Consider the following 13,058-nt stretch of genomic DNA (forward strand, 5'->3'; position numbering starts at 1 on the left):
TCGTCCTAGAAGCCGAGCTTGCGCAGCTGCTTGGGGTCGCGCTGCCAGTCCTTGGCGACCTTCACGTGCAGGTCGAGGAAGACCGGCGTGCCGAGCAGCGCCTCGATGTGGCGGCGGGACTTGGTGCCGACCTCCTTCAGGCGGGAGCCCTTGGGGCCGATGATGATGCCCTTCTGGCTGGGGCGCTCGATGTAGATGTTGGCGTGCACGTCCAGCAGCGGCTTCTCCGCCGGGCGGCCCTCGCGCGGCAGCATCTCCTCGACCACGACGGCGATGGAGTGCGGCAGCTCGTCCCGTACGCCCTCGAGCGCCGCCTCGCGGATCAGCTCGGCGACCATGACCTGCTCGGGCTCGTCGGTGAGGTCGCCCTCCGGGTAGAGGGCCGGACCCTCCGGGAGCAGCGGGACGAGGAGGTCGGCCAGGAGCGAGACCTGCTTGTCGCCCACGGCGGAGACCGGGACGATCTCGGCCCACTCGATGCCCAGTTCGGCGCCGAGCAGGTCGATGGCGACCAACTGCTCGGCGAGGCGCTTGGAGTCCACCAGGTCGGTCTTGGTGACGATGGCGACCTTGGGGGTCTTGCGGACCTCGGCCAGCTCCTTGGCGATGTAGCGGTCACCGGGGCCGAGCTTCTGGTCGGCGGGCAGGCAGAAGCCGATCACGTCGACCTCGGCCCAGGTGGTGCGGACGACGTCGTTGAGCCGCTCGCCGAGCAGGGTGCGCGGCTTGTGCAGACCGGGGGTGTCGACCAGGACCAGCTGGGCGTCCGGGCGGTGCACGATGCCGCGCACGGTGTGCCGGGTGGTCTGCGGCCGGTTGGAGGTGATGGCCACCTTCGTGCCGACCAGAGCGTTGGTCAGGGTGGACTTGCCCGCGTTGGGGCGGCCCACGAAGCAGGCGAAGCCGGCCCGGTGGGCGGGGGCGGGGGTCGTCTCGGTGCGAACGCTCATGGCGACCATTGTCCCTGATCCACCGGGCCCCGCTGACGCCCCCGGGCGGCGCCGCCGCCCGGGGGACCGGAGCGGCCGTTCCCCCGGGTGTCGCCCGGTGTTCCCCCGAGGGCACGGCGCAGGCCACGATCCGCTGCTATAACCGATGGATATGGACGTCCACGTGCGTGACCTCCGCTACTTCGTCACGGTCGCGGACGAACTGCACTTCACCCGGGCCGCCGAGCGGCTGCGCATCTCCCAGCCCGCGCTCTCCAAGCAGATCCGCGCCCTGGAACGGCAGCTCGGCTTCCGCCTCTTCGACCGCGGGCCCCGCGGCGTCGGCCTCACCGTGCAGGGCGAGGCGCTGCTGCCCGCCGCACGCGCCCTGGTCGGCGACTGGGAGCACGCCCTGCGCGCGGCCCGTTCTGCAGGGCCCGGCGGCTGAGCCGGCGCCGGCTCAGCCCGCTTCGACCCTCGTCCGGACGACTCCGTCGGGGCCGGCCAGCAGCACCGGCGTGCCCGCGCCGCCCAGGTCGCGCACGGCCGCACGGTCCTCGTCCGGCACCGCGTCCGCCTCGGACACCACGGCCGCCGCCTCCAGGGACGTGGCACCGCTGGCGACCGCCATGGCCACCGCCGTCCGCAGCGCGCTGAGCGACAACGACCGAAGGGCCACGGTCCCCGCCACGTAGGTGCGCCCCGTCTCGTCGCGCACGGCCGCCCCCTCGGCGACGCCGTTGCGGGCGCGGGCGGAGCGGGCCAGGGTGATGATCTTGCGGTCTTCCGGCTGCAGCTCGTCGCTCATGCCGTCAGCGTATCCGTCCCCGAGGGTTCCCCTCGGGGGCAGGGCATTGTCATGATCTCGGCATGGATGACGACGCGAAGCCGGCTTACGAGGCGCGCTACGGCTTCGACCGCCGAACCGTCGCCGTGCTGCTGGGGGCGGTCGTTTTCACCGCGGTCCTGGTGATGCCGGGCATGGGCTTCCCGCTGCGGATCGCGGGAGGCGTCCTCTTCGGCGGCGGCGGGCTGCTCATCGCCGCGAACTCGCTGACCCGCAGGGTCGCCCTGCGCGTCGACGCGACGGGCGTGCTCCTCGGCGGGGTGCCCCTGCGCTACCGGGCCACCACCGCGCACGTGCCGTGGGAGGACGTCACCGCCGTGGTGCTGTGGAAGCAGCCGGTCCCGTACGGCCACCGGGTGCCCTGGATCGGGGTGCAGCGCCGCGAGGGCGCTCCGCCCCTGCCCGGCCCCGGGCAGGGCGCGCTGGCACGCGCCGTCGCGGGGGCCCTGGTCCCCGTACCGTTCGACCTGGTCATAGCGTCCCGCCAGGTGAACGGCTGGCGGCTCGACCGCCGACGCCTGGCCGCCGCGCTGGAACACTTCGCTCCCGGCGTCCCGCTCGTCGACCAGGGCTGACCGGCGCTACCCGCCGTGCATCGCCCCGTCCGGCTCCGGGCCCGAGGGGTCCTCCGCGACGACCGGGACCGGCTCGACGAGGACCGCCCCGATGCGGTTGCGGCGGCCCGACGGGGCCTCCGCGGTGAGCCGGAGCGCGGCGGGGGCGTGCGGGGCCGAGGCGGTCTCGGGGAGCCCGACGACGGCGGAGGCACCGGGGATCGGCACCCGGCCGAGGGTCTTGGCGAGCAGGCCGCCGACGGTCTCGACGTCCTCGTCGTCCAGGTCCACGCCGTAGAGCTCGCCCAGGTCTCCGAGGTCGAGGCGGGAGGTGACGCGGTAACGGCCCCCGCCCAGCTCCTCCACGGGCGGCACCTCGCGGTCGTACTCGTCGGTGATCTCGCCGACGATCTCCTCCAGGATGTCCTCGATGGTGACGACGCCGGCCGTGCCGCCGTACTCGTCGATGACGACGGCGACGTGGTTGCGCTCGCGCTGCATCTCGCGCAGCAGGTCGCCGGCGTTCTTGGTGTCGGGGACGAAGAAGGCCGGGCGCATCAGCGAGGAGACCGGGTCGGTCTCGGCGTCCCGGTTGATGTGCACGCGGCGGGCGAGGTCCTTGAGGTAGACGATGCCGACGATGTCGTCCTCGCTCTCGCCCGTGACCGGGATGCGCGAGAAACCACTGCGCAGCGCCAGGGTCATGGCCTGCCGGATCGTCTTGAAGCGCTCGATGGCCACCAGTTCGGTGCGCGGCACCATCACCTCGCGCACCAGGGTGTCGCCGAGCTCGAAGACGGAGTGCACCATGCGGCGCTCCTCGTCCTCGATGAGGGACTCGCTCTCCGCGAGGTCGACCAGCGCGCGCAGCTCCGCCTCGGAGGCGAACGGGCCCTGGCGGAAGCCCTTGCCGGGGGTGAGCGCGTTGCCGAGGAGGATCAGCAGCGCCGGGATCGGCCCCATGACGCGGGCCAGCGGCAGCAGCACGTAAGCCGCCGCGGTGGCCGTGTTCAGCGGGTGCTGGCGGCCGATGGTGCGGGGCGAGACGCCCACCGCGACGTACGAGACGACGATCATGACGGCGACCGCCACCAGGACCGCCTGCCAGGTCTCCTCGAAGTGCCGGACGCAGACGACGGTGACGAGCACCGCCGCCGCCATCTCGCAGGCCACCCGGACCAGCAGCGCGACGTTGAGGTAGCGGGTGGGGTCCGAGGAGACCGCCAGCAGCTTGTCCGCCCCGCGCCGGCCGGCCCGCACCGCCGCCTCCGCCCGGAAGCGGGAGGTGCGGGCGATGCCGGCCTCGGCGCAGGCGGCCAGCCAGGCGACGACGACCAGCAGGACGGCGAAGACCACCATCGCGATCAGTGGGTGGTCGTCGGGGCCGGCGACGGCCCCTGGATGCCGCGCTCGGCGCGCCAGCCGTCGAGGATGGCCTTCTGCAGGCCGAACATCTCGGCCTTCTCGTCGGCCTCCTCGTGGTCGTAACCGAGCAGGTGCAGCACCCCGTGGACGGTGAGCAGCTGCAGCTCCTCGTCCATGGAGTGCTTGGTCACGGCCTCGTCGCCCTGCTTCTTCGCCACCTCGGGGCAGAGCACGATGTCCCCGAGCAGTCCCTGCGGGGGCTCCTCGTCCTCCTTCCCGGGACGCAGCTCGTCCATCGGGAAGGACATGACGTCGGTGGGGCCCGGTTCGTCCATCCACTGGACGTGCAACTGCTCCATGGCGTCGGCGTCGACCGCGATGACGGAGAGCTCGGACAGGGGGTGGATGCGCATGTGCTGCAGGGCGTAGCGGCTGATGTCGAGCACCGCCGCCTCGTCGAAATCCCAGCCGGATTCGTTGTTGACGTCGATCGCCATAGTGCTTCGGTGGCTACTTTCGGTTGCCGTTGAGGTCGTCGTAGCGCTCGTAGGCGTCCACGATGCGCCCGACCAGCTTATGGCGTACGACATCCGTGCTCGTCAGGCGCGAGAAGTGCACGTCCTCGACGCCGTCCAGGATGTCCACGACCTGGCGCAGTCCGCTCTTCGTGCCACCGGGGAGGTCGACCTGGGTGACGTCACCGGTGATGACGATCTTGGAGTCGAAGCCGAGCCGGGTGAGGAACATCTTCATCTGCTCGGCGCTGGTGTTCTGCGCCTCGTCGAGGATGATGAAGGCGTCGTTGAGCGTGCGGCCGCGCATGTACGCCAGAGGAGCGACCTCGATCGTCCCGCTCGCCATGAGGCGCGGGATCGAGTCGGGGTCGATCATGTCGTGCAGCGCGTCGTACAGCGGACGCAGGTACGGGTCGATCTTCTCGTAGAGCGTGCCCGGCAGGAAGCCGAGCCGCTCGCCCGCCTCGACGGCGGGGCGGGTCAGGATGATCCGGTTGACCTGCTTGGACTGCAGCGCCTGGACGGCCTTGGCCATGGCCAGGTAGGTCTTGCCAGTACCGGCGGGGCCGATGCCGAACACGATCGTGTGCTTGTCGATCGCGTCGACGTAGCGCTTCTGGTTGAGGGTCTTGGGGCGGATGGTGCGGCCCCGGCTGGAAAGGATGTTCTGGGTGAGCACCTGGGAGGGGGTCTCCTCCAGGCCGTCGGCTCCGCTGTCCTGGCGGAGCATGGCGATCGACCGCTCCACTGCGTCCTCCGTCATCGGCTGGCCTGTGCGCAGTACCAGCATCATCTCGTCGAAGAGGCGCTGGACCAGCGCGACGTCCGCGGATTCACCGCTCGCGCTGACCTCATTGCCTCGTACATGGATGTCGACGGCCGGGAACGCCTGCTCTATCACGCGCAGGAGCGAGTCACCGGACCCCAGGACCGTCACCATGGGGTGCTTGGCCGGTACGACGAAGTGGGCGCTCGCCTGCGGTTGCTGCGTTGTCGGTGTCTGAGTCATGGGCCAGGCTCGACGGCCTGCTCATCCCGCCTTCTGCTGTTCGACATGCCACTGGGCTTGGGGTTCAAGGGTACGTCGGTGCGGCTGGGGTGCCGAGGGGTTTTACGCTGCATCACGCGCCGGGTAGAACTGCGGGATGGAGATCCGTACCGGAGGACCCGAGGACCTGCCCGCGACGCTCGCCCTGCTGGACGGAGCCGTCGCCTGGCTGACCGCCCGCGGCCACACCGGCCAGTGGGGCACCCGCCCCTGGTCCTCCCGGCCCCCGGCGGTGGAGCGCGTGGCCCGGTACGCGAAGGAGTACCTGCTGCGCGCGGCCGTGGCCGACGGCCGGGTGGTGGGCGTGTGCGTGCTGGCCGAGGAGAAGCCCGACTACGCCCCGCCCGTGGACGGGCGCGAGCTGTACCTGCGGCTGCTCGTCACCGACCGGGCGCTGTCCGGCAGCGGCATCGGCGCGGCCCTGGTGGACGACGCCGTCGCCGAGACGCGGCGCCGCGGCATCCCGCTGCTGCGGGTCGACTGCTACGCGGGCGGCGAGGGCCGGCTCGTCCGGCAGTACGAGGCCCTGGGCTTCACCCTCGCCCAGCCCTTCACCGTGCCCCAGGCCGAGGGCGCCCCCTGGCCGGGCCGGATCCTGGAGCGCCGGGTCTGACGCCAGCATGCGAAACGCATGCTTGCATGCGTTTCGCATGCTAGCGTGACGGCATGGCGAACATCCAGATCAAGGACGTCCCCGACGACGTGCACCGCACCCTCAAGCACCGCGCGATCGAGGCGCACCAGTCCCTGAACGAGTACCTGCGCCAGAGGCTGATCGAACAGGCGAGAACACCGACGGTCGACGACATACTGGCCAGCGCCCGGAAGTCGGCGACAGCCGACTACACCGTGGCGGACCTGCTCGGACACATCGACGAGGGGCGCCGCGAGTGATCGTCGTCGACGCGTCCGCACTCGTCCTCGCCCTCACCCACGCCGGCCCCCTGGGCGATCTCGCGCGCAAACGGATGGCCGGCGAGACCCTGCACGCGCCGGCCCTCATCGAGTTCGAGGCGGCCCATGCGATCCGCGGCCTGTCGCTCGGAGGGAAGCTGGGGCAGGCCTCGGCGGAGACGGCGATCACCCTGCTGTCCGCCCTGCCGATCCAGCGCATGCCGGGATACGCCCTGCTCGATCGCATCTGGGAGCTGCGCGCCAACCTCTCCGCGTACGACGCTTCGTACGCAGCGCTCGCCGAACACCTGGGGTGCACCTTGGTCACGGGCGACGCCCGCATCGAGCGCGCGAAGGCGGCCCGCTGCCCCGTCGACGTGATCGCCTGACGCCGGCTCCGCCACCGCGTCAGCGAAAGGGCGGCGGACGGAAGCCGATCGTCGGCACGGCGCGGCGCAGGGGCCAGCGGCGGGTGCCGGTGGGCAGCAGGTCGTCCAGGAAGGCGTAGCGGCGCAGCGCCGAGCGGTCCTGGTCGTCGTAGGCCTTGGCGTGCTGCCACCAGGCCGCGATCTCGATCCAGCCGGGCGCCGAGAGCGAACCCCCGAACTCCTGCACCGACAGCGCGGCCGTGAGGCACGCGAAGGCCAGCCGGTCGGCGAGCGACCAGCCGGCCAGGGTGCCGGTCAGGAAGCCCGCGACGAAGACGTCCCCGGCGCCCGTGGGGTCCAGCGCCTCCACCGACAGCGCCGGCACCTCGGCGGCCTGGCCGGCGGCGGAGTCGACCGCGTACGCGCCCTCGGCGCCGAGCGTCACCACCGCCAGCGGGACCAGCTCGGCGAGCTTGCGGGCGGCGGCCCGGGGGCAGTCGGTGCGGGTGTAGCGCATGGCCTCGGCGGCGTTCGGCAGGAAGGCCTCGCAGTGCGCCAGGTCCGCCAGGTCCGCGCTGTCCCAGCGGCCGCTGTCGTCCCAGCCGACGTCGGCGAAGATCCGGCTGCCCCGCCCGGCGGCGGTGCCGATCCACTCCTGCTGCGGGACCCCGGGCACCAGCGAGGCCACGCACGCCCGGCTCGGCGGCGGGCAGAGCGGCGCGGGCTCCTCGGGCGGCGGCGCCTCGTGGCCGTGGCTGACCATGGTGCGCTCGCCCTCGTACGCCATGGAGACCGTGACCGGCGAGTGCCAGCCGGGGATCTTGCGGGACAGCTCCAGCTCGATGCCCTCCCCCACGGCGAGGGCGTCCCAGCAGTAGTCCCCGTACACGTCGTCGCCGAAGGCGGCCGCGAGCGAGGTGCGCAGCCCCAGCCGGGCGAGGGCGGTCGCCATGTTGGCCACGCCGCCGGGACTCGATCCCATGCCGCGCGCCCAGGACTCGGTGCCGCGCACGGGCGCGCTGTCGAGACCGGTGAAGATGATGTCCAGGAAGACCGTGCCGGTCAGGTACACATCGGTCTCCGGGTCGTCCGGCCCGCGCACCGCCGCGAGCGGATCGAGGACGGGCTGGTCTTCCACCCGGGCTCCTCCCGACCTGGTGTCGTTCCGACCGATCGTACGCGCGCCCGGGGCCGTGACCAGCGTTTGTCCGCACGGGGACGCGGACGGATCCTGAGGGAAAGCGGATGACCCCCAGGGGCTGGAGATGCCCGGACACTCGGCCGCACCGCCACAACTGATCGTGACCACGGGGCCGGACACCGGACGGGCCTACCCCGTACCGGCCGGCTACTGCGAGATCGGCAGGCTCGCCGGCAGCGGGATCCGGCTCGACGAGGAGGGCGTGAGCCGGCGGCACGCCGCGATGAACCGCGCCGGGAGCCACGTGGTGCTCAGCGACCTCGGCTCGACCAACGGCACCTACCTCAACGGGACCCTGCTCGACGCGCCGCGCCCCCTCCACGACGGTGACCTGCTCCGCATCGGCCACGTCGAGCTGCGGCTGTCGGTGGAGTCGGCCCGGCAGGCGGACCCCGGGGACGAGGCGGACCGCCCGGAAGCCGGAGAGGCCGCGGAAACCGCGGATGGCCCGGGTGGCACTCCCGCGCCGCTGACCGTGCTCCACGACCTCGGGGACACCCGGGGCCGGTCCGGGCCCGGCCCCACCCGCCGCTACCCGTCCGGGCGCGCGCAGTACCTCGCCGGGCGCCGGCACTACGGGGCCGGCGGCGACGGGCGGGAGGCGGACGACCCCGGGGCCACCGAGGAGGCCTGCACCGGGCTGTTCCGGGTGCGCGGGCCGGGCCGGGTGCTCATGGCCGCCGGGGTGCTGGTGGCGCTCGCCGGGTTCGCCGTCTGGGTGTCCCTGATCCTCAGCCTGCTGGGCGGCGTGGGCAGTGCGCAGGCCCCGCCGGACCCCTTCGCGGAGACCCTGTGGGGACTGCCGAAGGCACCGCTGGGCTTCACCGCGTTCGCGGTGGGCGTCGTGCTCTTCGCGGGCGGCGCGGCCCTGTCGAGGGCCACCCGCAGGAGGGGCGCCGCACCGGGGCGGCGGCGCCCGGGACGGCACCGCCACTGACCCTCGGGCGGGTACGGGCACGGCGGCGCGGGGCCCGGCCGCGGCGGCATACCAAAGCTTTGCCGGTCCTTTCCGCACGTGGCGACCTGGGCTGATCCGTCCTCGGGCGGCGATTCGGGGTCATCGCGCGTAGACAGCCCTTGACCAGCATGATCGGGGCCCCTAGCGTCGCCGCGTCAACGAGCCCCGCAGGGCCGGGCGTTCCCCCGAAGCGCGTGGGCCCGGCCGTGCGTGCCCTCCGGCCGGATCGAAGGAGCCCCCCAGATGCCCGCAGCCAGACCGTCCGTGTTCACCCGCGGGCGCACCCGCACCCTCGCCGCCGCCGTCGCCGCGGTGGCGGCGGCCGCCACCCTCTACGGGGTCGGCGCGGCGACCGCGGACACCTCCGTGCCGCGCAGCGACAAGCAGATCCCCAACCTGACCGACGTGGTCAACGACATCAAGGCGTACTACGGCGACACCGTCGACGCCTCCGGTGAGCACCAGGCCGCGACCGACGGCAACTACGCCAAGCAGGTCGCCGGCATCGAGAAGAAGGCCCAGGACTACCTGCGGGACGCCCTCGCGAAGTCCGCGCACCACCGCCACGGCAAGCCCGCGATCGTCCTGGACGTCGACGACACGTCCCTGCTGACGTACAACTACGAGCTGGAAGTGGGCTTCAACTACACGCCGGCCTCGAACGACGCCTACATCCAGAACAAGGACATGGCCCCGGTCTTCGGCATGCCCCAGCTGGCCAACTGGGCCGCCGACCACGGCGTGACGGTGTTCTGGATCACCGGCCGCCCGGAGACGCAGCGCGCCGCGAGCGTCCGCAACCTCGGCACCGCCGGCTACACCTCCAGCGCCGACCCGGCGCACTTCTTCCTCAAGAACAAGGTCGCGACCGACTACCTGCCCTGCTCCGCCCCGACGTGGACCTGCTCCACCGTCGACTACAAGGCGGGCACCCGGGCCCACATCGAGGCGCAGGGGTACGACATCGTCGCCAACTTCGGCGACCAGTACAGCGACCTGAACGGCGGGCACGCCGACAAGTCGTTCAAGCTCCCCAACCCGATGTACTACGTGCCCTGACCGGCGGCGGGCCGCCAGCCCGCGGTGCCCGTCCCCCCGCGCGGGGGGCGGGTGCCGCGGCGCCGCGCGCGGGCCAGCCACAGGCCCCGGCCCAGCGACCACAGCACCAGCCCGGCGACCACCGGGCCGCCGAGCAGGATCGCCAGCCCGGCGCCGATGTTGGCGCCGATGACCCCGGCGGTCACCGTCCGCCAGATCGCTCCGGCCAGCAGCCCCGCCGCGAGCAGCGGCCCGATGACCTCCCACCACCGGCCGTCGAAGCGGTCCGGCCCGGGACGGGAGGCCCGGCCCAGCAGCACGGCCGCGCCGGCGGCCAGCACGGCCGCAGCCACGCCGATCGCAGTCTCCGCCCCCTCCGGGATGGCGAAGGGCTGTGCCAGGTAGTCCAGTTCGGCGGGTTCGAAGCCGGCCGCGTCCTGCCGGCCCATGAGCCCCCAGGTGGCGACGGGCGTGGTCACGATCAGCGTGACGGCCGCTGCGGGCCGTATCAGGTGCCTTCGCATGACTCCATGCTCCGCCCGCGCGGTGCGGCCCGCATGAGTGCGCGTACTCATGCCGGCACGCGCGCACGCACTCAGAACGGGCTCAGAACGTGTGGGCGTCCACCTCGGCGAGGTACCGCGCGCGCAGTTCCTCGTCGTCGTCGAGGAAGGCGGCCAGGAAGGAGTTGCGGGCGAGCCGGCGCAGGGCGTCCTCGCCGAGCGGGAGCGCACCGGCCACGGCGTCGAAGGTGTCGCCTGCGTAGCCGCCGAAGTAGGCGGGGTCGTCGGAGTTCAGGGTGACCAGCAGCCCCGCGTCGAGCATGGCGGGCAGCGGATGGTCGGCGAGGGTGTCCACGCAGCGCAGCCGCACGTTGGACAGCGGGCAGACGGTCAGCGGCACCTGGTCGCGGACCAGCCGGGCCACCAGCTCCGGGTCCTCCATGCTGCGGATGCCGTGGTCGATCCGTTCGACGCCGAGCACGTCCAGCGCCTCCCACACGTACGCCGGCGGGCCCTCCTCACCCGCGTGCGCGACCCGGCGCAGGCCCGCCGCGGCAGCGGCCTCGTAGACCGCGCGGAACTTCGACGGCGGGTGGCCGACCTCGGCGGAGTCCAGGCCGACGGCGCTGATCCGGTGCAGGTGGGGCCGGGCGGCCTCGAAGGTCTCCAGCGCGGACTCGGCCGGCTCGTCCCGCAGGAAGCACATGATCAGCCGCGTGCTGACGCCGTGCCGCTCCCGGCTGCCGTCCAGCGCCCGCGCCAGGCCCTCGACGACGGTGCCGATCGGGACGCCGCGCGCGGTGTGCGCCTGCGGGTCGAAGAAGACCTCGGCGTGCCGCACGCCCTGCGCGGCGGCCCGGGCGAGGTAGGCGTCGGCGAGGTCCGCGAAGTCCTGCTCGGTGCGGAGCACGGCCATGAGCGCGTAGTACAGGTCCAGGAAGGACTGCAGGTCGCTGAAGGAGTAGGCCTGCCGCAGCTCCTCGGTCGAGGCGTAGGGCAGGGCGACCCCGCCCCGCTCGGCGAGGGTGAAGGCGAGCTCGGGTTCGAGGGTGCCTTCGATGTGCAGGTGGAGTTCGGCCTTCGGGATGCTCACCTCGCAACCGTACAGGTCACAGGGGTGCGGACGGCTCCGGCCAGGCCTGGCGGCGCTTCGGCACGGCGACCCGGCCGAGGTCCTGGGCGACCGTCAGCTCGCCCTGGAAACCCGCGTCCCGGGCCTGGCGCTCGAAGTCCGCCGGGTCGGTGTAGCGCTGCGAGAAGTGCGTGAGCACCAGGTGCCGTACGCCCGATTCGGCCGCCACCCGGGCTGTCTGGCCGGCCGTCAGGTGGCCGTGCTCCTCGGCGAGCGCGGCGTCCTCGTCCAGGAAGGTCGACTCGATGACGAGCAGGTCGCAACCGTCGGCGAGGGCGTACACCGCGTCGCACAGCCGGGTGTCCATCACGAAGGCGAAGCGCTGGCCCGGGCGCGTCTCGCTCACCTCGGCGAGCGTCACCCCGTCCACCTCGCCCTCGCGCTGCAGCCGGCCCACCGCCGGGCCGGTGATGCCGTGCGCGGCCAGACGCTCCGGCAGCATGCGGCGCCCGTCGGGCTCGACCAGCCGGTAGCCGTACGCCTCCACCGGGTGCGACAGCCGCCGCGCCTCCAGCAGGAAGGCCTCGGAGTCGACCAGCACCGCGGCCTCGCCCGCCACCGGTTCCTCGCGCAGCCGCACGGTCTCGCGGTAGGCGGTGGCGTACCGCAGCCGGTCGAAGAACCGCCTGCCCGACTCGGGGTAGTGGGCGGTGATCGGGTGGGGCACCCGGTCCAGGTTGATCCGCTGGATCACCCCGGCCAGGCCCAGGCTGTGGTCCCCGTGGAAGTGGCTCACGCACAGCCTGGTGAGGTCGTGCGCCGCCACACCGGCCCGCAGCATCTGACGCTGGGTGCCCTCCCCCGGGTCGAAGAGGATGCCCTCGGCGTCCCAGCGCAGGAAGTAGCCGTTGTGGTTGCGGTGCCGGGTCGGGACCTGGCTGGCCGTGCCGAGCACGACCAATTCACGTGCGGACACCGGTGGTTATCCGGGAGGCCACTCGAGGCCACGGCCGCCCAGCACGTGGGCGTGCGCGTGGAAGACGGTCTGGCCCGCCCCCGCGCCGGTGTTGAAGACGACCCGGTAGCCGGTGCCGTCCACCTTGTCCCCGGCCGCGACCTCGCCCGCCTCACGCAGCACGTCCGCGGCGAGCTGGGGCGCCTGGGCGGCCAGTGCGGCGGCGTCCGGGTAGTGCGCCTTGGGGATGACCAGGACGTGCGTCGGTGCCTGGGGGTTTATGTCGCGGAACGCGACCGTCGTCTCGGTCTCCCGCACGACGGTCGCGGGGATGCTCCCCGCGACGATCTTGCAGAACAGGCAGTCCGCCTGCGGTTCTCCCGCCACCTGACGCCTCCGTCCAGGGGTTGATCAGTACGTCCCGCATGCTACCGGTGCCCCTCGCGGCGGCGCGCCGGCGCGGGGCCCGGGTCGCACCGGGCCCCGCCCCGCCCACGCCGCCAGGGCCTGTCGTCAAATTCCCGCCTGCCCCGCGCCGCTCCCCCAGCTGGCGCTGGGAGGTGCCCCCAGGCACGGCACTCCCCCAGCCTTCGGCCAGGGGGAGTTGTCGAATCGTCCGAGTAGCCCACTACGAGGACGACTCTCTGCCTTGCGATGCACCGCACCAGACGCCGAGCCCGCCCTCCGGGCGGCCGACGTCAATGTGACGACAGGCCCTAGATGATCGATTCCAAGGGCTAATGGTCGTAGGCGGTCAGGGATCGTAGGACGCTCTGCCCGGTGTGGTGGTTGTGCCAGATGGCGGCGGTCA

Annotated in this window: 16 protein-coding genes and 1 pseudogene; 7 read left to right on the forward strand and 10 right to left on the reverse strand. The window is 72.9% G+C overall.

Annotation, left to right across the window (positions count from 1 at the left end; all coding sequences use genetic code 11):
* Nucleotides 1-5: 5 nt before the first annotated feature.
* Nucleotides 6-959: a GTPase Era gene (gene era, locus ACFYYN_RS10800; protein ID WP_500323009.1), complete on the reverse strand. Its 954-nt coding sequence runs from the start codon at nt 957-959 to the stop codon at nt 6-8.
* A 142-nt stretch (nt 960-1,101) separates the two neighbouring features.
* On the opposite strand from era, the pseudogene ACFYYN_RS10805 reads away from it, so the two are divergent.
* A pseudogene (locus ACFYYN_RS10805) lies at nt 1,102-1,368 on the forward strand (LysR family transcriptional regulator); the annotation flags it as partial.
* 21 nt (nt 1,369-1,389) lie between these two features.
* Here ACFYYN_RS10805 and ACFYYN_RS10810 read toward each other — a convergent pair.
* Nucleotides 1,390-1,737 (reverse strand): cytidine deaminase-like protein, encoded by a 348-nt coding sequence (locus ACFYYN_RS10810; RefSeq protein WP_500545475.1) that lies wholly within the window; start codon nt 1,735-1,737, stop codon nt 1,390-1,392.
* Nucleotides 1,738-1,799: 62 nt separating this feature from the next.
* Between ACFYYN_RS10810 and ACFYYN_RS10815 the strand changes: the two genes are divergently transcribed.
* Nucleotides 1,800-2,351: a hypothetical protein gene (locus tag ACFYYN_RS10815; RefSeq protein ID WP_500323007.1), complete on the forward strand. Its 552-nt coding sequence runs from the start codon at nt 1,800-1,802 to the stop codon at nt 2,349-2,351.
* Nucleotides 2,352-2,357: 6 nt separating this feature from the next.
* On the opposite strand, the gene ACFYYN_RS10820 is transcribed toward ACFYYN_RS10815, so the two are convergent.
* Genes ACFYYN_RS10820 through ACFYYN_RS10830 form a run of 3 tightly spaced genes read right to left on the reverse strand, consistent with a single transcriptional unit; the run spans nt 2,358 to nt 5,219 of the window.
* Complete coding sequence (locus ACFYYN_RS10820) at nt 2,358-3,689, reverse strand: hemolysin family protein (protein ID WP_499511813.1); 1,332 nt, start codon at nt 3,687-3,689, stop codon at nt 2,358-2,360.
* Between the two features lie 5 nt (nt 3,690-3,694).
* Nucleotides 3,695-4,192 (reverse strand): rRNA maturation RNase YbeY, encoded by a 498-nt coding sequence (ybeY, locus tag ACFYYN_RS10825; RefSeq protein ID WP_500323005.1) that lies wholly within the window; start codon nt 4,190-4,192, stop codon nt 3,695-3,697.
* 13 nt (nt 4,193-4,205) lie between these two features.
* Nucleotides 4,206-5,219 carry a PhoH family protein gene (locus tag ACFYYN_RS10830; RefSeq protein WP_499511815.1) on the reverse strand — a complete coding sequence of 338 codons (1,014 nt, stop codon included), beginning with the start codon at nt 5,217-5,219 and terminating at the stop codon, nt 4,206-4,208.
* Nucleotides 5,220-5,355: 136 nt separating this feature from the next.
* Between ACFYYN_RS10830 and ACFYYN_RS10835 the strand changes: the two genes are divergently transcribed.
* From ACFYYN_RS10835 to ACFYYN_RS10845, 3 genes are read left to right on the forward strand one after another with little or no spacing between them, the layout of a single operon-like run.
* Nucleotides 5,356-5,871 carry a GNAT family N-acetyltransferase gene (locus ACFYYN_RS10835; RefSeq protein ID WP_499511816.1) on the forward strand — a complete coding sequence of 172 codons (516 nt, stop codon included), beginning with the start codon at nt 5,356-5,358 and terminating at the stop codon, nt 5,869-5,871.
* A 53-nt stretch (nt 5,872-5,924) separates the two neighbouring features.
* Complete coding sequence (locus ACFYYN_RS10840; protein WP_433419850.1) at nt 5,925-6,152, forward strand: FitA-like ribbon-helix-helix domain-containing protein; 228 nt, start codon at nt 5,925-5,927, stop codon at nt 6,150-6,152.
* Entirely contained in the window at nt 6,149-6,541 is a 393-nt protein-coding gene (locus ACFYYN_RS10845; protein ID WP_500323002.1) for a type II toxin-antitoxin system VapC family toxin, read from the forward strand. Before ACFYYN_RS10840 ends, ACFYYN_RS10845 begins: the two co-directional genes overlap by 4 nt.
* 19 nt (nt 6,542-6,560) lie before the next feature.
* Here ACFYYN_RS10845 and ACFYYN_RS10850 read toward each other — a convergent pair whose 3' ends face one another.
* Nucleotides 6,561-7,658 carry a carbohydrate kinase family protein gene (locus ACFYYN_RS10850; protein ID WP_500323001.1) on the reverse strand — a complete coding sequence of 366 codons (1,098 nt, stop codon included), beginning with the start codon at nt 7,656-7,658 and terminating at the stop codon, nt 6,561-6,563.
* 127 nt (nt 7,659-7,785) lie between these two features.
* On the opposite strand from ACFYYN_RS10850, the gene ACFYYN_RS10855 reads away from it, so the two are divergent.
* Both ACFYYN_RS10855 and ACFYYN_RS10860 read left to right on the forward strand, forming a co-directional pair.
* Entirely contained in the window at nt 7,786-8,658 is an 873-nt protein-coding gene (locus ACFYYN_RS10855; protein ID WP_500545476.1) for an FHA domain-containing protein, read from the forward strand.
* A gap of 264 nt (nt 8,659-8,922) precedes the next feature.
* Nucleotides 8,923-9,738 (forward strand): HAD family acid phosphatase, encoded by an 816-nt coding sequence (locus ACFYYN_RS10860; protein ID WP_500322999.1) that lies wholly within the window; start codon nt 8,923-8,925, stop codon nt 9,736-9,738.
* Here ACFYYN_RS10860 and ACFYYN_RS10865 read toward each other — a convergent pair.
* The 4 genes from ACFYYN_RS10865 to ACFYYN_RS10880 form a co-directional block, all read right to left on the reverse strand.
* Nucleotides 9,726-10,241, reverse strand: a complete 516-nt coding sequence (locus ACFYYN_RS10865) for a hypothetical protein (protein WP_500545477.1) — start codon at nt 10,239-10,241, stop codon at nt 9,726-9,728. The genes ACFYYN_RS10860 and ACFYYN_RS10865 overlap by 13 nt on opposite strands.
* Nucleotides 10,242-10,323: 82 nt before the next feature.
* Nucleotides 10,324-11,313: an adenosine deaminase gene (locus ACFYYN_RS10870; protein WP_500545478.1), complete on the reverse strand. Its 990-nt coding sequence runs from the start codon at nt 11,311-11,313 to the stop codon at nt 10,324-10,326.
* A 16-nt stretch (nt 11,314-11,329) separates the two neighbouring features.
* Entirely contained in the window at nt 11,330-12,268 is a 939-nt protein-coding gene (locus ACFYYN_RS10875) for a ribonuclease Z (RefSeq protein ID WP_500545479.1), read from the reverse strand.
* A 6-nt stretch (nt 12,269-12,274) separates the two neighbouring features.
* Nucleotides 12,275-12,634, reverse strand: a complete 360-nt coding sequence (locus ACFYYN_RS10880) for a histidine triad nucleotide-binding protein (protein ID WP_500322995.1) — start codon at nt 12,632-12,634, stop codon at nt 12,275-12,277.
* Nucleotides 12,635-13,058 lie beyond the last annotated feature (424 nt).

It is taken from the genome of Streptomyces sp. NPDC001902, from assembly GCF_042891295.1.
Classification (GTDB): Bacteria; Actinomycetota; Actinomycetes; order Streptomycetales; family Streptomycetaceae; genus Actinacidiphila.